The following is a 19,997-nucleotide window of genomic DNA, read 5'->3' as shown; positions in this document are numbered from 1 at the left end:
TCATTTATAAAATTAGTACTGAATTATAATTTGAAACGATTACCATTTTAAATCGTCTCAACTTTGCACTCAGAAATACTAAATAATACAAAATGAAATCAGTAATAACAAAAAATCAAGTAATTAAAGTTTTATTGGTGTTAATTTTAGGAATTAATACTTCAATGAGTCAAGAAAAAAATGAACTAAAACGACACGCAATTAATTTTTGTCCAGGAGGAATTGCTTTTGGCATTTTCTCAGCAAATTATGAATATTTAATCACTCCAAAAAACGGTATTGTAGCACGTTTTGATTATGAAGCTATTCCTAAAACATTCACTAGTGCTAATATCGAATCAAATGGTAAAGCCTTTATCCTAAATTACAGAAGACATTTTTCTGAAAACATGAATTCTTTTTATGCAGGAGCTTATACAAGATTCCGAGTGTATAAAGGTGAGGGAAATATTAATTCACAACCTTTTGATTTTAAAATTCCAGAAACAACAGTGGGTTTAAATATTGGAAAACGTTGGGTTTTTAAAAGCGGTTTTAATATTAATCTATCATTCGGATATGGTGTTTCATTTAAAGATAAAAAACTATCTATCAATAATGAAGCGGTTTCTAATGCAGTAAATTCATGGGAAGATAGCTATGATTTTATAAATCCATTTTTAGGAGAGTTTTCGATAGGTTATTCCTTTTAAATTAGAAACAAAAATTTATTTTAACTTTATAGAATAGTTTTTATACCTGTACTATTGCAATCTTTTAAAAACTAAAACTACCCATTATGAAATATTTAAAGTTCTTTATTAAAGCTATTGTAGGTCTTGTTATTGCACTAGGAATAACAGTTCTAATTACTTTTTGGCTTGATTCTAATCAAACGGATTATCTTGACTTAAATCCAAGTGATTTAGATAATGAAACAAGTGTTTTGATTAAAAATGTTCACGTTATACCTATGACGAAAGACACTGTATTAAGAAATAAAAGTGTTCTAGTTAAGAATGGAAAAATTGTTAGAATAGATTCGATTATTCCTGAAATTGATGTAAAAGTTATTGATGGTAATGGAAAATATTTATCACCTGGATTGATTGATGTTCACGTTCATGTTTGGGATAAGCAAGAATTAGGATTATATCTCGCTAATGGTGTTACTGCTGTAAGAAATGCTTGGGGAATGCCTTTTCATCTTCGTTTTAAAAAACAAATTAATAATAATGAGTTATTAGGTCCATTGTTTATTACTACTACTCCAAAACTTACTGGTGCTAAAAACGCAAGTTTTGACCAATTGGGAATTAAAGACACAAAACACGCACACGAATTAATTCATAAATATCATGAAGACGGTTATGATTTAATTAAAACCTATGCTGGAATGCCTGAAGATATCTTTGATGTAGTTATTGAAGAATCTGAAAAAAACGATATGCCAATTGTAGCCCACCCTAGTTTTGAAGTACCTTATACCTATCATTTTAAAAAAGCTATTCAAAGTATTGAACATACTGAAGATATTGTTCAAAATGCACTTGCATATAAACTTGATTCTGTTGCTTTGCAAAAAGTAGTCAACTATTATGTTGAGGCAAAAATGGCTCACACTCCTACTCTTACTATTTATCAAAATATTATCGATATTATTGAACAAAAGGATGCTATAAAAACAATTGGTGGTGGAAATTATATGAATCCAACATTAGTAAGTCTAGGTTCTATGGATAGTTATAATAGATGGACAAGTGAACAATTTTATAAACCTGAGACATTAGAGCAAATAAAAAAACAGCATCAATTTCATCTTTATATTGTAAAACAACTTCACCAAGCTGGTGTTCAATTATTATGTGGGACAGATGCAGGAATTGTTTTTAACATGCCTGGTTATGCTATTCATGAAGAACTCGCTTATTATTTAGAAGCAGGATTAACACCATATGAAGCTTTAAAAACCGCTACTGTAAATCCTTCTACTGAAATTGATTTGTTTCACGATTTAGGAACAATTGAAAATGGTAAAGTGGCCAATTTAATTTTATCCGATAAAAACCCACTAGAAGATATTTCTACATTAAGTAAGCCTAACGCAGTTTTTGTAAATGGACGATATTTACAAAACCATCAACTCAATCAATTAGAAGAAAAAGCCAAAAATAGAAAAACAGGTTTAGTAACCCTATTTAGATTTATAGAAAGTTTATTATAAAAGTTAATTCAAATTCAGATTAAAAGCCTATTCCTTGTAATTATAGAAATTGGCTTTTATTTTTTTAATTCATTACCAATTAATTCTAAGATTACATTCAATTCTTCCATGGAATTAACCCTTTCTTCCGCAACATTGTCATTCCGTAGGAATCGCACAAAAGCAAAAAATAACTATAAATAGACCCTTACAGGGTGACAAGTTTGTGGGTAAATTTTGTATTATAGGGCTGTGCTGATTATTAAATTATCCCTATCCATAAACTTGTCATTCCGTAGGAATCTCAAAAATTATTATAAATAAACGTAATTAGAACCTCACAGAGTGACAAGTTTATGGGTATCTCTTTTTTGTGGAAGTAGTTGATATGATATCCTCACAAAGTGACAAGTTTGTTGGTAAAAAAAGTTTTTATAAAACTTTAAGTCAATGGTAAGAAACAAATTCCAATATTAAAATTAGTCTCTTTGAATAAAACTCTCATAATAAATATGACCTTTTATTATCTTGATTAAATCTTTTTTAGGAGTATTAAGGTCAAATAAATCAATATCTGGAAAATACATAAGCTTGTGGAAAATTGATTTTGTAAATGAACCCACAACTAATCTTACATTTTTTAGTCTATATAAATAAGCTAAATCTACCAAATCATCATATGAATTTACAAGAATTATAATTAGTGAAAACTCATCAAATTTGATATTATCAAAATTGAACATATTATTAGTATAAAAAATATTTTCACAATTTAAAAATTTTGTATTTATTAGTTTTATATACACGTCTGATGTATCATGTATTAAAATTCTATTATTATTCATAATATCTATATTCATTATAATAATAAATAAAAAGACACTGATCTAAATAGTCCCCAAATTACCACCAATTAAAAAAGTGATACTATCATAGATTCAGTGTCTCATATTCACTTAAAAAACTTATTATTAGTTAAATATATTACTAATCATCTACTTATTGTAGACTAATAAATAAGTGTTGAAAATAGAGATTAATTGCAGGTATGTGGGAGCAGTAGAAAATACTTGTTCAAAAAAAATGTTCTCATTTATGTAAATAATTAAATCTTGTTTCTTATTTAAAAACCATTAGACAATAATCATTAGTTACCACTTTACTAAAAACATGCCTATTTGAACAATAATTTATCCCATTTAGAAAATCATAAAACTTAAAATTGTTAGTAAAAGCATCGTAATTACAAAATAGAAAATTAGAATTCGTTTTATACGTAATAATATCCACTATACAAGAACCTGATTCAGGAATATCTTCTTTATGTATTAATCTTGTTTGCAGTCCCATTTTTAAAATCTCAGTTTGTAAATCATTAAATGAATTAACGTTATTAAAATTAACATCAGCTATGCTATTTCTATCAATTTTAAAAAATTTTATAATAAAATATAATATATTGTTCTTTACAGTAAACATCTTTAAATGTATTTTTAGAATATGAAAATATAAATTGTTGGTACCATTTATAAGCGAATTAAAATTGATATTCATGAAAATTTAAACAATGCAAAGTTGTAAACCACTATTGTTTTATTTTTAAAAACCTATGAAGCAAAGGCCTAAAAAGAAAATAAAAATTGATTATCAAGCCATAGCAATTGATTCTTTCTTTTGATTTAAAATAAAATTTACCACTTCTTTTTTCTCTTTGTTTGCAACATTATAATGTGTACTTGTATTATCTATAAATTTAATTACCAATAAATTATAGTAAATTCTTAATTTTAGAAATAGTAAAAAAAATAAGCAACTTAAAACTAACGAAGTGGCTTTTAGTAATAAAACATCTTTCACATAAATAATAAAAAAAACAAGAGCTAGAAGTAAAAAAAAAATATTGATACTTTTATTCCTTTTTTCAATTAAATACATAGTTGCTATTTCATTTTTCATATGATTCAAATGAAAATTTTTAAAACAATAGTATTCTGAAAAAGAGGGCATATTTATACCTATTAAAGTTATTTATTAAATAATCGTGAAATTAATATAAACACAGAATAAATGATTCACCAATAAATAAGTGTTGTTTATTGAGAATAATTAAATTTATAAAAATCAATAATTTATATACTTTCACGTAGACTAATTTTTTTATGAATTTCTTTGACTATAACTTTCAAATCTTCCTTTTGATTTTTTTGTATTGCTTTATATACCTCTTTACCATTACTTAATTGGAGTACAATACTATACTTATAAATTTTAATTCTTTCAAAAGCGATAAAACAAGCTAAAGCAAGTATTAAGCTGAAATATTTATAGTTCTCACTCATTGGAAATAAATAAAAACCAAAAAATATTAAACTTAAAAACAACAAAGCGATATTAATAATATTAAACTTTCTTTTAGAAATTCTAACAGACTCAATTTGATTAAAATAAATTTTATCTTTTAAACAATTGATGATTACATATTTTGAAAATACAAAACCTTCTCTATTTGAGTATTCTAAGCTATCTTCTTCCTTTATTATCATAAATTAATAAGCATAAACAATTCCAAAAACATGTTGTATTTGATTGCCATAAATCTTTTGTTCAAAACTAGACTTTCCTTGTGTTTGAAAGAGAATACCAAAATTATCTGCCCAAGAATCATCAATTTTGCAATCACAATTTTCTAAACTCGAAAACCAAAAATAAAAACCAACTCCATAATTTAGGGTTGGTCGTATATCATCATCAATACTAGTAAAACCCAATCCAAAAGACACAATGGGTTCAACACCAGGAATAATTTCAAAATTATTATTTAAAGTGTTTAAATTATATTTTAAACCTATATCAAAAGCTGAATAGTTTCTATCTGAAGAAATATAATAACCATCAACAAGTTTCCCTTTTTTATACGTACTGAATGAAAGACTTATATCAAAAAATAAGCTTTCAGATGCCTTTGTTCCATACCTAAAATAGGAAGGATAAGCTGATGCATTCCATTCTTCCTGAATATTAAATAATTTGTTTTTTAAAGTAAACGAATCGTCTATTATGTTAAAACCTATCAAAATTCGATTCTTGGAAGAGTCTCTAGATTGCGCTTTACAAATAAAATTAGCTAAATGAAAAAGTATAAAAGCAATTTTGAGTGATTTAGTTAGTGATTTCATTAAATAATAAACTAGTATAAGTCGTTTTTACTTCACAAACTTACATTAGTAAAACATTACAGTAATCCTCAATAAATAAATGCTGTTTTTTAAGAATAAGTGTAAAATTTATTAGACATGTACTTCAATTTTAAAAATAACAGTAGTCCCTTCTCCTAAAACAGACTCAAAAACCAATTGCGCTCCATACAAGTTTGCCAATTCTTTGGCATAAGTTAAGCCAAAACCTCCTTGATATTCGTTGTTATTTTTAATAAAATTAAAATCATTAACATCGTTATTTTGATTTAATTTTTGCAACTGTTCATTAGTCATTCCTATTCCATTGTCTTTGGTTTCAATGGTTAAAAATTGCTCGTCAGCATAGGTTTTAATTAGGATAGAAGTATTGTCTTTGCTGTATTTGATGGCATTAGAAATTACATTATAAAGCACATTAAAAACAATATCTTTATCCAAATAGTGTTTGGCATCATCTTCCAATAGAAAATCTTTGTGAATGGCTATGTCTTTTTGATGTGCCAAAGGCTGAAGGGTTGCAATGGATTTTTCTACAACTTCATTTAAATTACATAATTCCTTATTGATGGTAATACCATTTTGTTGTTTTAGCGACCAGTTTAAAAGCTGTTGTGTAAAATTAAAATTGTTTTGAGCAGCATTGTTTACTTTGTTTATATAGGATTTCAATTCTTCTCCATTCAATTCCTCAAAATTTTCATTGATATAATTGGTATAGCCCAATAATACATTAAAAGGTCCTCTTAAATCATGAGAAATGATGGAAAATGTTTTTTTAATGGTTGCATTGGATTTTGATATTACTTTGTTTTGTTGTTCAATAATGCTATTTTTTGTTTGTAATTTATCATTCTTTTTCTTAATTTTAGTGTAAAGAAAATAGCTAATTAAACCTAATATTAAACCAAAAACTATAATAGTAATCAAAAAGTTTTTTTGATTTTCCTTCTTAATTAGTAACTCTTTATCTTTTTGAGCGGCAATGGTTAAATCTTTTATTTCTATTTCTTTTTCTTTTGTATCAAATCTAACTTGAAGTTCATTTACTTTATTTATTTTCTCATCTTCCAAAAATAAAAGTTCATTCTTGTAAAACAATTTTAAAAGCGTCAAACTTCTGTTATAGTTTTTTAATTTTTCTTCTGTAAAAGCCAGTTCTTTTATAATATTTTTATGAACCAATTCATTTTCTTCTGTAACTAAGCTTAAACCTTTTTCTAAATATATTTTAGCATTAGAATATTCCTTTATACTGTTAAAATATAAGCCCATATAATAATAACCTTTAATTAAATTATAGGGTGTTTTGGATATTGCAATGATTTTTTTGGCTTTTGGCAATATTTTATTAAAATCACCCTTTTGATAATCAATTTCTGCACTTATTATTAAATCGATACCAACATACTCCAATTGATTTAGCTCTTTATTAATTGCAATGGCTTTGTCGCAATATGCTTGTGCTATCTCAAATTCCTTAAAATGCAAATGAATCTCAGCTAAAGAAGCATAATTTCCCGATTGCATAACTTTTACCGGAACCTCGAGGCTATTAAGTATTTTTAAGGTTTTGTAGCCATACTCTTTTGCAATTGTAAATTGATTTGTTTTTATATACAAGTCAGTCATATTATAATAACACTTGAGTATTCCTAATGTGTTTTTAACTTTTCTATAATTTTCGAGTGCTAAAATATTATGTTTTAAAGCCCTACTTATATTGTCTTTTGAAAAATGAAAATATGCAATAAAATAATGTAACTGCCCCAATTGTTGAAAATAAATAGTGTTTTTTGTATCTAATGCATGTATAGTTGCCAAATCAAATGCTTCATTTTCTTTAGTTGAGAAAAACAATGAAAACGAATGAAAATAAATGGCATCTAAAAAGTATGATTTTTCATTTAACTGTGTAAATATTGTCTCTGCCTTTTTTGCTTCTTCTATTGACTTTTCATAATTACCCTTGGTTTGAAACAAATAAGCGTTATTCAAATGATAGTAGCCTAAACCTTTTTGGAAATTTATTTTTTTGGAAACTTCAAAAAGTTGCTTATTGAAGTTTTCAGAATTTTCATAAGATACTTTTTGGTACAATTTACTTAACTTAAAAAGTGCTTCGACTTTATAGCTGTTTTCTTTTAAATTTGGTAACACTTTTATTAAACTATCAATCTGATTTAGTTCATTTTGAGCATAAAATGATATAGAATAAAATAAACTTATAAATACACATAGTAGAAATTTTTTCATTTAACTTAAATTCTAGATTGATAAATAATAGAACTCAAAAATAAAAAAAAACAATCTAAATAGATAATTACTGAATAGATTGTTTTAGAAATTCTTAAAAAAACACAAATTATTTTGCTTTACAACTTAATTTCCTACTTTTAAATATTAGCTATCTCTTTATAATTTAGCTTGCCATTGCTACCACTTTAACATCAATAATTTATTTCTACCAAGCTTTTTAAAATTGCAAAAAAACAGCTTCCATAATGCATTGTAAAAAAGTAGTTTTTTACGATTTGGTTAGTTTTTTAGTTTCTGGTACTTCACCGGCTTTTTTATTTTGTAATGCTAGCTTATCTAGCACTACTTTTATATCGCTTAGCGATAGATTTTAGGTTTGTAGTATTTGTATTTCTATTATGGTTTTAGTCGAATTTCATTCAATAATTTTTTTCATTTTACGTTCTAGGCAACTTAATAAATGTTTTTTAATGACACCTGAATGTTAATAATATCTCTTTTAAATCTTTAATTTCATTTTTGAATAAAACTAAATCAAAGTTAATCAATAAATCTAGCTACATCCTGCTAATTTTAAATAATTTATTCGTGATGAGAGCATAGCATATAATACAGTTATACTTTTAAAATATAATTCTATCGTTCATTAATTAATAAATTCAAAAACTATCAACTATTTTTTTCTAAAACATTTGGTATATATAAGTCTTAATAACAATTTACATTTGGAAAATAAAGAACACCAAATTTTACATAAGATTAATAGTGTCTAGTTTTTAATAATTTTTAATTTAATTGAATCAATAGTAGTTGTAACAATTACGATATACAGTCCATTTGGCAAATTACTAATAGAAAAAATGGTAGGGACTTCTTTTAAACAAAGAATAAGTTGACCTAAATCATTGTATACAGAAATCATTTCTATTGGTTCATTGACTCCTTCAATTGTAAATTTGTCTTTTGTTGGATTGGGAAACAAAAACGGTTTTTTGTTTTTAACGTAAGTAGAAGAATGCAATAAAGATAAACAAGTAGAAGAAGAACTAAAGGCCATTACACTTGGTGTAAAGGGTATATAATTATTATTTACATCTATATTAGTAGGATGTAATGCTGTTCTATTATCACAAGCTAAAGGGTTATTTTCATAATAATTTGTTAGAGTTCTATAAACACCATTATTACAAGATGCATCTGCATAAACCATTACATCACCGCCAACCATCACCGTGCCACTAAGGTTATAATTTGAAACATTTGCACGCTCTACAATTTTTGCATTTCCTGTAACTGTGTTATTTTCAGAATAAGAATTACCTTTAATTTCAACCAAACTTCCTGTGGGTGAACTGTAGAATCCACCAAAAACTGCAGCATTATCTTTAACATGTACATTATTTTGAATTGTAGTGTTTTTTACCATAGAAGTACCTTCAATTCTTGTATTAGAACCAGAAATTTGACTATTACCTAGTACAATAGCGTGAGATTCTACAAATACTGATGGACTAACCGAAGATGAAGCATCTACCCAGCCGCCACCATTTGGATGATAATTTCCAGGATTTTGTTTTAAAAAAGATCTAAATTCTTCTTTGGCTTGAAAACCCTCTGGGAGAACACCTTCAAAAGCTAATTCATACGGATACCTGTAATGTTTGGGATAACCCGTCCATGTGTTATGACTATCGTCTTGCTGAATTTGATCTGCCGGAGCGCCCATAACCACTAAGTAAACTTTTCCCATATTAGATTCTATTTGAAAAGCAAAATCCTTCTCATTTTCATAGTTCATTTCACCATACGAATGTAATTGTCCTTGCGTATCTTCGGCGACAAAACCATACCGCCAACCAGCACTCGGATTTAAAGTCGTTATTCCTTTAAACTTTACTCTAATACAAGTTGTTCCAGACTCATAATATAATGGAATTATGTTATAGCCATATTCTTCGGGTGCTTGTTCTATAGGAACACGATACTGATTTGTGCTTAATGATTCTTTTGATAAAATGGTATATCTATTTTGTATTGGTATTAAATCGTTATAAAGTGAATTGGTGGCCCGACTATTTTGAAGTGGCGCAGTCCATATACCAAAATCAAGTGTAGGTATTCTCCTAACATATTCATATAAATCATCATTAAGTTGACTTTGAGTAAAGTTAGAAATTCGTTTATAGGTTGCAATTGGGTATTCATTATCAAATTGTTGAAACCATAAATCATTTACTCGACTTATTCCATGTTTCAATTGCATATGATATAATAAAGGATAATTGCGATACGTATTTTTCCAATCACCATGCATTAGCATTGGATATGAATCCATACCCCAAATTTCTGCTATACTAGGATAAATCTGTGTTGCCATAAACTCTGCATGGGTCTCAAAATAAATACCAGCTGCATCTGCAAAAGGAGCTCCATTTGGGTTATTTATTGCCAAATCATCAAGTTCAATCAGAAATTGTAACAAATGCGCAAACTCGTGTGCTAGTGTTTCTCCACCATTAGTACCTAACGGATGGACATTAAAAATAGGCATAAATCCATCAGTATAAGCTTCTGCCCACCCCTCAATAGCATCATTAGCATTGCCCCAAGTATTGTTTATGATAATAGGTATTTTATATTGTGCCAACCGCAATGTATTGGGTGTATCAATTAAAAAGCCTAAATTTTTAAAAACTAGGTAGCTATTTTCTAAATAATTAGTAATACCCGCAGGGTCAAAAGCCAAATCTGGATCATTGTAAGCAACAGGATTGGTACCCACAGTATCGCCCCATATAATGATAAAATTATCAGATTGATAGGTTTTATCCCATGAAAATTGAATGCTATTTGAATTGCTTGAGCTTTGCAAAAAAATAGGTATGTAGGGTGTTTTTTGGGCATAAAATAGTCCTGAAAATAGCAATAAAAATGCTGCAAAAAAGTTGTTATTGTTTGTTATCATCATTTTTAAATTTAAATAATAATCTGATTATTTTCTTTATCTTGTTTAGTTTCTCTCTTTGTACTCTGAATCATTGTGGTTAACTTTTTTCACTCAAAGAAAAGAAAGTCACGGGGGTTATTTATTTTTCACTTTTAATTAACTTTAAAACAGTATAACCTTACTAATGTAAACAGAGCTATTTTCTAATTGTATAACTACCCTATACACTCCTTTTGAATATACAAATGGTAATTGCAATTTTGATGTATTATTTGAAATAACTGATGTTAATAAAACTTTGCCCAGATTATCAAACAACGTAATTTTTTGTAGCGAAGAAGGTGAAACGATAAATAATTGTTCATTTGATAGATAGACAATAGGCTTTAAATGCGATATGGAGGAGATATTATCACGGGGCCCTTCAACGAACTAAGCAGAGAGGTTTTTAAACAATGGGTTACAGGGTTTTCAAATAATTCTAAAAATTAATATCATAATACTTCAATTGGTTGTTCTCTATCGCTAATCTGTCAATGTCGCTTAAATTAGTATTATACCAAATCGCTTCACTATACCATCCTCCCCAATAAGAACCCCATGGAGCTCCTAATCTGTTAAGTGTTATGGAGTCGGTTGTTGTAGTTATAACACCTCTTGGTACAGCACTCCTGTATATAGCTACATTACTATTTCCAGAACCTAATTGTCTCGTGAAGTTCACAATCGTTAAGTTTTCATTCATAGAAATGGTTTGCCCCACTCCCTGACTACTTCCAAAATAGGTATATGCTCTATTATCTGCTCCAATTCTTAATAATTGCTGATTAGAAGTATTGCTAAATCCATAAAAATCGACATTATTTGCAGTTTTTCTAAAAACAGCCATTGCGGTATAATTAACCGTTGAAGGTACCAAACTTATGTTATAAAATACAGAACCGCTTGAACCTTGAAGTGCGGGTCTATTATTCTGTTTAATTACTATTCCATTACTAACTAGCATTGCCTGATTTGCTGTGGTTACTGTTGCATGGCGGTTATTCCCACTTTGGTCATACCAAATTGAAACAAATCCATTACTTGTACCTACAAAATTGGTTAAAGCGACTTCATCTAGATTACCAAAAGCATCAAACCCAATGTTTAAGATAGTATTATCAGAGCTACGTCTTACTTGTAGTGCTAATGCCGCATTGGTTGCTAATTTTCTAGTGGAGTAGGCAACCTGAGGGTTTTGAGTGCTATATTCAAGGGTAAATTTTAACAAAATGGAATTGCTAGATACCGTGCTTATTCCTGCATTATTTCCTGTAGAAACCAAGCAACTAAAATTGCTATTATAGTCTACAGCAGGAACATTATAAATAGATGCATTAGCGTTTGGAATATTCACACTGTTTTTTTGCCATTGATATGTAAACACTCCATCACCTTGATTTTGCCAGGTGCCTGAAGAAATGACTTTTAGTTCACCTGCAAAATTTTCAATAATAGGTGTCACAGTATTCAAAGGTGGTTGCGAACTTATGTTAAAAGTATTGCTGTTGGCTGAAATATTTGAAATACCATTACTAGCGGATACTATACAATAATAGTTTGCAGTGAAGGGAGATGACAGCAAATATGAACTTGTAATTGCACCACTAATAGCAACACCATTTTGGAACCATTGATAAGAAAAGGATGGGGTTGTCGTCAATCCACTCCATATTCCATTACTAACATTCAATTGCACATTTGAATTATTTGCATCAAATGTTACAGGATTTGAAGTTATCATGGGGGCTGAGATATTAAACATTGTAGGTGTTCCAATGAGCTCGTCTAACTGGCACCACCTAGTGCCATTGTAACCAAAAATGTGACCTCCAAAAGCAATCATTTTACCCGTTTGAGCCAATGCATTAGAAGGAATAACATCAGAGGTTACCACAGGATTATTCAATTTATACCAAGCCGATCCATCAGAACCATACCAATCATTTTGATGAAACTTAATAGTACCTGCTGCACCCACAGGAATTGATAAAGTGCTTTTCCCATTTAGGTTATCTAAAGCCACAATTTGATTGCCAAATGTTACCCAAAGCCTTGGTTCACTCGTTTGAGCTGTGGGGTCAGCACCCCAAAAAACACTTCCAATATTCCCTTCATTTGTTAGATTATCCCCAATGGCATTAGGTATAATACCAGCCGCATTGATTATTTTTTTGGCAGCTAATGGCCATTCGCCAAATATAATTGTATTATTAACGTCTGAATTTGTTGCTCCAACAATTACCTTACTTGGACTTTGTGAAAAATTATTGATAATTTGATTATTGATACTGTTATTAGACCACAAATACATCCAATTTTTGACGGGTAACCCCACCACATTAGTTGCCCATTTGATATTGGCACTTCCTTCATCCGGGTACAAGGCATGTCCATCATGACTGACATCAACATCTTGGATGTAATTGTTTTTGATAACTGTATTCGGCATAGAGCCTATAGTATAAATACCACCTCCATCATGCATTTTAGTCATTACGCTGTTGATTCGATTAAAAGCTATTAAGCTATTTTCTGTAATTTTAATGGTATTATTCCAACCCCAACCCACATGAATTCCTGAATATGGTACATTGTAGATATCATTATTACAAATCAAATGTCTCGTACCTGAACCAACCATGATAGCAGGATGACCAAAGTACTCAACTCCAATGTTAGAAATAGCATTATTATAAATCCAGTTATTATCTTCTACAACTGCAACTGCTGTATTATTCAAATTGATACCAGACGAATTAATTTGTGGTTGGGAAAGTGATATGGCTACACCACTTATGTCATTAAAAGTACAATTAAACACGGCATTCTCCGTACAACCATAAAACAAACTAATACCAGAAGTACCCAACTTATTGAAACTACATGATTTGAAAAGTACATTCTTCGTCTTTACTAACTGTACGGCAGCCTCACTAGAAGTCCAATCAAATTCTATATCACCTTGACTATGAAAATACCCTCTTATGTTTGTTTTGAAGCGGGTAGTACCCTCAAATGAAATTCCATCAAAATTTAGGTATTGTACTTGGTTTAAATTTACTATATTTTCTAACCTGGGCAACAAAGCATTAATAGTAAGAATATTTTCATTCGGCCTTGGCTTATAATATAATACACCCGTTGATTTAGAATAATACCATTCGCCAAAATCATTTAATAGCTCATATGCGTTTTCAATATATTGAGTAGTGCCCGAAGGAAATAAGGCCCATTGATTGATATTTAAAAAAGTGTCATCAACGCTTGCAATACCATTATTCACAGTACTTATTGGCACACGCTGTTGTCGCCAAACATCGTTGATAACAACTTCTAATTCTGATTTCTCATTCCAAGTGTTTACACTACTTGGACAGTTGAACTTTTTATTAGCTGCGTCAGAAGTCCAACCTGTACCATCAACAGTTCTTGCTCTTTGAGCTCTTTCATTATTTACAAAAAAAGTTCGCACATTTAAATTTGGGTCTAATTGTGTTTTATAAATATTGTTGGCCGCATCATGTAATTGCCAATTAGTTAGTAAAACCCCTCCGTTTATAGCAACAGCCCCTCTGTTAATGGCTCTATAAATAACATTGAATCCATTTATTCCAGAATCTTGACCTGTAAAATTTAAAGTTTGGTTGATAAAGTATGTGCCATCATTTATTGAAATAACAACATCTTGTGTCATAGCAGGAATTAGTGTTCTGGCAACCTGCTGTGCTTTAGCAATTGTTAGAAAAGGTTGAGTTTGGGTGCCTGGATTGGTGTCATTCCCAGTAGTAGAGACAAACAATTGTTGCGAATAACATACTGAATAATTTAACAAAAACATCAGGAATATAAATTTTAAATTCATAGTTGCTATTATTCTTTAAGTTGCTCTTTCAAAAAGTTTACTTCAACTTGTAGTTCTTGAATGGCTTTAATTAATACAGGAATTAATTGTATGTAATTAACACCAAGATATTCTCCATTACTAGCTACTAAATTTGGATATATCTTTTGCACTTCTTGTGCTAATAATCCAAATTGTAAATCGGAAGATTTTTCGTCTTTTTTAAAATAATAGCTATAGGTAGTTATTTGAGAGAGGTCTTCTAAGACAGATGCTAGTGGCTTGATTTCTTTTTTTAAATTGCTGTCTGAATTTAAAATTACTGCGTTGGTTCTGATGTTTCCATTCACTTCAAGTGCTTCTGATGGTGTAGAGGTTCCAATGCCTACTTTTCCTGTTGTAAAAACAGCATCGGCTAGAATTGTTCCATCTACAAATTTTGCCCCATACGTTTTTACCCATGTAGAACCGTTCCAATTCCAAAAACCAACTGTATTAATTATTCCAGAGGTAGAGGTAGCATACACTAAAGTACCTGCCTTTAAACCTGCTGTGTTCATATTTACAATCTGTAACCCTGATAATTGCGTTACGGCTATACCTGCTTGTTCTCCGATAACATAACTTGTTTTATTTACATCCAAAGTGGCTTTAGGTTCTGAATTTCCAATACCAACTTGTGCAGTTGCAAAATTTACTAAAAACAATGCAAGTATTTGAATAATTTTTCGCATTTTAAACAGTTTAAATTTGTATTTTTTGTTAGGTCTTTTATTGTTTTTAAGTTGTTGTTTTATTTGAAATCTATCTGGGATATTTCAAATAAAAAATTACTTTTTCTTTTTAGTATTATTTTCTACTTCATCTTTCTTTGTTAATAATTGAATCGCTTGTAAAGCCAAATCATAGTCTGGTTGTAATGCAATTGCTTTTTCAAATTGTTGTAGGGCTTGTACTCTATCATTCATATCAAAATAGATAGTACCTAATATATAATATATACCTGCTTTTAAACTAATTTGCTGTACAGTTTTATTATCTAATTTTTGAACCGTTAATTTGGTTTTATCATCTGATGGGAGCGCAAGCAATAAAGCTTCAGCTGTTAATTTAGATTCGGTAAGTCTTTTAATATCATATTCTAGTTGCAACTGCTCAAAAGCATAATTGTTGTTTTTTGTAGTTCTATATAGTTTTTTGTACAAATCTATAGCTTCAATTTGTTGGCCTAATTGCTTAGCACAGATGGCTAACACCTCTGTTCTTGTTTCATTTTCTTTTTCTTGGTATAGGGGCATAGTAAGAACTTGTGCCTGACGGTAATATCCACGTTGCAAATACAATAATGCCAGCGTATCTTTATATATAGCTCCATTAGGATTAGCTGCAATAATATAGTGAAGAGCATTTGTTGCGGTCTCAAGATCACCTAGCGAAAGAGCATTCTTATACACCACAACATCCTTATCAGGATAAGCTCCTATTTTTGGCATTGATGTTGATGCAACTTCTTTATTTTGAGCAAATGTTATACTATTTAGTAATAGTAAAGTTATGGATAGAAATAATTTCATTTTTTACTATTTTTAATTTAAAAAAAGTAGTAAGTACCATTAAGAATTAAATGATACTTACTACTCAATATTAAAATTACAACGAAATGATGATTAATATTTAACCATTACCACACCTGTAGAAGTGCGATAAAAATCACCTATTGATAAAGCGGCAGCAGCTGTATTGTCAGCATAAACTGGAAGACCTACAACTGCAAGCTTTGATCCTGGAGTAGTTGTTCCAATACCAACACTACCAGAAGAAGTTATTCTCATTCTCTCTTGAACTATTGCACTACCTGAAGGCAAGGTCATTAGTCTTATACCCGTTGCATAACTGTTCGAAGTAAAATTTTCTTCTGCTACAGCAGCTATAGATGCTGAAGAACCTAAAAAATTAGCGCCATCATGACCAGAGAATCGAATAGAACCGAGGTCATTACCCGCTACTATTGCTGTTGGAGCAGCACTAGTACCTCTCGCACCTCTAAGTCTTAAGGTTGAGCCAGCATCTCCAGCACCGTTACCAAAATGATCTATTTCCATGGTAAAATTTGTCCCCCCCTCTGATACTACATTAAACCTTGCATTAGATGTTGGAGTGAAAGTTGAAACACCAATATAAGCGGTACCACCAACATGTAAATTTCGAGACGGTGTTAAAGTTCCAATACCTACTCTGTTATCTACTGCATTAACATTAAAAGTAGATCCGTCTACTGTAAAGTGACTGGTTCCTGAAGTTGCTGTACTTGTAAATGCCAAAGTTTTATCTACTTGATTTACAATTCTATTTCCCGTTAAGTTACTATCACCACTATAAATAGTTGGTATTGCTGTGGCCACATCGGTATAAGTGATATTCCCTGTGGCATTCGCTACTGGAATTCTTCCTGTTGTTCCTGCTCCTGCACTCATAAGAGTACTTGTTACAGCACCAGGTGCTATGTCTACTTCAGCGATTGTACCATTGGCAATTTTAGAAGAAGTTACTGCGTTAGGAGCAATAGTTGGAGTTGTCGCTGTACCGCTTAAATCTCCAGCTAAACGTACAACACCATTGGCTGAAGATGTTGCGTCTATAGCTCCTGTTGCGTTAACAACGTAAGGTGAAGCGGTTGTTCCTGTTCCTGTTATCGTAACATTTGTTCCTGGGTTTATTTTGGTTTCAGAACCGTCAGCTATTGAGCCACTTGGTATTGCTTGTGTGCTTAAAACGCCAGTTTCATCGGCTACCACCATACGATTTCCAGTACCAGACAATGAACTTATTAAAGCATCACCAACAACATGTAATTTCTTACTTGGTACTGTAGTGCCAATACCAACTCTACCTGTTTCTGTAATTCTCATACGTTCAACAGCACCAGAATCATCTGGTGAAGTATTAAAAACTAAATTACCCTGACCAAAATTTGTTACCCCTCTAATTGCTCCTACGGAAGCATTTATAGTAGTGTTACCCACATTACCAAAGCGATATTCACCAAGATTTTGACTAGAATCCAAACCACTTGATTTTAAAATAGTATTACCATTAATATCCAATTTTTCTGATGGAGTAGTTCTTCCAATACCAACACTACCAGAAGAAGTTATTCTCATTCTCTCTTGAACTATTGCACTACCTGAAGGCAAGGTCATTAGTCTTATACCCGTTGCATAACTGTTCGAAGTAAAATTTTCTTCTGCTACAGCAGCTATAGATGCTGAAGAACCTAAAAAATTAGTGCCATCATGACCAGCGAATCTAATAGAACCGAGGTCATTACCCGCTACTATTGCTGTTGGAGCAGCACTAGTACCTCTCGCACCTCTAAGTCTTAAGGTTGAGCCAGCATCTCCAGCACCGTTACCAAAATGATCTACATCCATGGTAAAATTTGTCCCCTCTGATACTACATTAAACCTTGCATTAGATGTTGGAGTGAAAGATGAAACACCAATATAAGCGGTACCACCAACATGTAGTTTTCGTATAGGTGTATTGGTACCTATACCTACATTACCATAATTTGAGTTAAAATAACTATTACTAGCAGAACTTAGTTTACTACCTGAAGTAGTATTATCTGACTGTAGAAGTTCTAAAACACCACCCGTTGGCCAACCTTCTGATTTTGAATTGTCAGCAGTTCTTAATTGAGCAAATCTTGTTGAACTATTGATACCAACTATAATTCCATCTCCATTAGTCAAATCAGGATTATTAACAATTACATTTAATTTTGACAATGGATTAATTGTACCTATACCAACCTTACCACCAGTATAAACTGCATTAAGTGGGTCTGTACCGTCTACGAATTTAGTTTTTCCACCAGTAGCATATTTTTGCCAAACAGCACTATTATCCAAATAATAGTATCCTGGAGCAGTTACGTTTATTGTTTTACCTGCTGGTGATGTTGCTGCTGCGGTTACATATACTTGTGCTCCAGTTTGGTTTGCTAGGTACACAGCGTCTTTTGCTGCTAATTGGTCGCCTGTTAAACGAGGTGCAATGATACCGTCTGCTACAGTTGCTGTTGCAGGAGTTCCTGTTACGTCTAAGGTGGCTTTAGGGGCGGTATTTCCAATACCTACTTTACCGTCTTGAGCATAGAAGCTCGTTGTTGCTAATAAAATAGCACTTATTAGTATTTTTTTCATTGTATTTAATTTAATAATTGTGTTTTTATTTAAGTATGATGATGTTTACTCTTCGGGCTAAAGGTTCTCCGTTTTTAGAAAAACTGTATGTTGTATCAATTCCTTTTCCTTCAATATCGATTCTATCGCCACTTATGTTGAAGCTTTCCAAAATATTTTTTAGTTTAGCTACTCTGCGTTTCGATAAAATGTCGTTAGATTGCACAGTCCCTAAATTATCCGTATAACCTTTTAATAGTATTTTTACCTCTGGATTTTTCTGCAAATAATCAATCACAAACTTTAATTTTTGTCTAGATTCTTTGTTGGGATCCACTCTATCTAAATCGTAATACATGATGTTGTATTCAAACTCCATGATGGCATTGTACTCTGGGTCTTCTGTTGTATTAAACGGTTTAATATCTTCATGATTTTCTTCCGTTTCATCAGGAATACCGTTTTTGTTTTCATCAATAAACCTACCTTTTGAATCGACTTTTAAACCATAAACCGTATCGTTTTGTAAATCCAAATAGTCTGGTACACCATCCTTATCAATATCTACATTTTTGCGTTCCAAGTCTTCCAATCTTTTTTTCAATTCTTGGTCGTCGTATTTTTCCACAGGAACAACTGATGTTGTTTTTTCAGAATACCAATCGGCATGAGTATCTTTTTTACCTAAGTATAAAGTAAGTCCTAATGAAGTATTGAATAAAGTACCTGTCAAATTATTGGCTTTTTCAGAAAATGAACCGTCCCAGTTTAAATGTTGTCTCACATTACTTAACAAAGTGAAATCACCTGTTAATACCAAACGTTTAGAGATTTTAAATTGTGGAGTTAACCCAACCATCAAACCTCCGTTGTCTTCAGTTACTCCTTTATTAACTCCCTTTTGAGGAGCTAATTGTGAAACTTGCAAACCACCATGAAAAAGTAATCCAAATCTGTTAGTAAATGTTTCAAATTTTAAAAGCCTACCTGCATTTACAATACCTTGTAAACCTACACGGTATTGTTTGGTTTCAAAAGGTAAAGAAGAAGTACCCGATTGATTTTGCATGATGTCATAACCTAAATCTAGTTTTGCACCGAAATACGGGTTGAACATATATCTTACTCCAAGATCGATATGTTCTATTCCATTAAAATTGAAATACTTGTTAGGATCTGATGAAAAATATCCTTCACCATATGGCTTTTCAGGTTTGTTTTGTCCTACATTAAGTTCTACTGACCATTTGTTATAATCTCCATCGTTTCCTTTATTTTCATTTTGTGAAAATGCAGTGAAAGAAATAATTAAAAAGAGTATTAGTACTTTATAATTGTTCATAAT

Annotated in this window: 13 protein-coding genes; 2 read left to right on the top strand and 11 right to left on the bottom strand. The window is 30.7% G+C overall.

All coding sequences use genetic code 11. The features are described 5' to 3' along the window. Window positions 1-92 precede the first annotated feature (92 nt). Both ACFO3U_RS08415 and ACFO3U_RS08410 read left to right on the top strand, forming a co-directional pair. On the top strand, window positions 93-692 hold the full coding sequence (locus ACFO3U_RS08415; protein WP_379740550.1) for a DUF3575 domain-containing protein: 600 nt from the start codon (window positions 93-95) through the stop codon (window positions 690-692). Window positions 693-778: 86 nt separating this feature from the next. Next, a complete protein-coding gene (locus tag ACFO3U_RS08410; protein WP_379740547.1) occupies window positions 779-2,203 on the top strand; it encodes an amidohydrolase family protein in 1,425 nt (474 codons plus the stop codon). A 458-nt stretch (window positions 2,204-2,661) separates the two neighbouring features. Here ACFO3U_RS08410 and ACFO3U_RS08405 read toward each other — a convergent pair whose 3' ends face one another. The 11 genes from ACFO3U_RS08405 to ACFO3U_RS08355 all read right to left on the bottom strand — a co-directional run bounded on the left by ACFO3U_RS08405 (window position 2,662) and on the right by ACFO3U_RS08355 (window position 19,994). Further along, a complete protein-coding gene (locus ACFO3U_RS08405; RefSeq protein ID WP_379740544.1) occupies window positions 2,662-3,027 on the bottom strand; it encodes a hypothetical protein in 366 nt (121 codons plus the stop codon). Window positions 3,028-4,311: 1,284 nt separating this feature from the next. Continuing rightward, window positions 4,312-4,725, bottom strand: a complete 414-nt coding sequence (locus ACFO3U_RS08400) for a hypothetical protein (RefSeq protein WP_379740541.1) — start codon at window positions 4,723-4,725, stop codon at window positions 4,312-4,314. Window positions 4,726-4,728: 3 nt separating this feature from the next. Continuing rightward, the gene (locus ACFO3U_RS08395; RefSeq protein ID WP_379740538.1) at window positions 4,729-5,358 is read right to left on the bottom strand and encodes a hypothetical protein; all 630 of its coding nucleotides are present in this window, start codon (window positions 5,356-5,358) and stop codon (window positions 4,729-4,731) included. 111 nt (window positions 5,359-5,469) lie between these two features. Further along, complete coding sequence (locus ACFO3U_RS08390; protein WP_379740535.1) at window positions 5,470-7,632, bottom strand: ATP-binding protein; 2,163 nt, start codon at window positions 7,630-7,632, stop codon at window positions 5,470-5,472. 772 nt (window positions 7,633-8,404) lie between these two features. Continuing rightward, window positions 8,405-10,603 (bottom strand): DUF6055 domain-containing protein, encoded by a 2,199-nt coding sequence (locus ACFO3U_RS08385; protein ID WP_379740532.1) that lies wholly within the window; start codon window positions 10,601-10,603, stop codon window positions 8,405-8,407. A 141-nt stretch (window positions 10,604-10,744) separates the two neighbouring features. Further along, window positions 10,745-10,933, bottom strand: coding sequence for a T9SS type A sorting domain-containing protein (locus ACFO3U_RS08380; protein WP_379742068.1), 189 nt, complete (start codon window positions 10,931-10,933; stop codon window positions 10,745-10,747). 130 nt (window positions 10,934-11,063) lie between these two features. Beyond that, window positions 11,064-14,462, bottom strand: a complete 3,399-nt coding sequence (locus ACFO3U_RS08375) for a hypothetical protein (RefSeq protein WP_379740529.1) — start codon at window positions 14,460-14,462, stop codon at window positions 11,064-11,066. 32 nt (window positions 14,463-14,494) lie between these two features. Continuing rightward, window positions 14,495-15,199, bottom strand: a complete 705-nt coding sequence (locus tag ACFO3U_RS08370; protein WP_379740526.1) for a tail fiber domain-containing protein — start codon at window positions 15,197-15,199, stop codon at window positions 14,495-14,497. Between the two features lie 96 nt (window positions 15,200-15,295). Further along, window positions 15,296-16,039, bottom strand: coding sequence for a tetratricopeptide repeat protein (locus ACFO3U_RS08365; RefSeq protein WP_379740523.1), 744 nt, complete (start codon window positions 16,037-16,039; stop codon window positions 15,296-15,298). A 93-nt stretch (window positions 16,040-16,132) separates the two neighbouring features. Continuing rightward, window positions 16,133-18,673, bottom strand: a complete 2,541-nt coding sequence (locus tag ACFO3U_RS08360) for a hypothetical protein (protein ID WP_379740520.1) — start codon at window positions 18,671-18,673, stop codon at window positions 16,133-16,135. A 25-nt stretch (window positions 18,674-18,698) separates the two neighbouring features. Next, complete coding sequence (locus ACFO3U_RS08355; RefSeq protein ID WP_379740517.1) at window positions 18,699-19,994, bottom strand: OmpA family protein; 1,296 nt, start codon at window positions 19,992-19,994, stop codon at window positions 18,699-18,701. Window positions 19,995-19,997 lie beyond the last annotated feature (3 nt).

This window comes from Flavobacterium ponti (assembly GCF_042652765.1).
Taxonomy (GTDB): Bacteria; Bacteroidota; Bacteroidia; order Flavobacteriales; family Flavobacteriaceae; genus Flavobacterium; species Flavobacterium ponti.
This window is presented reverse-complemented; position numbering and strand designations above follow the sequence as displayed.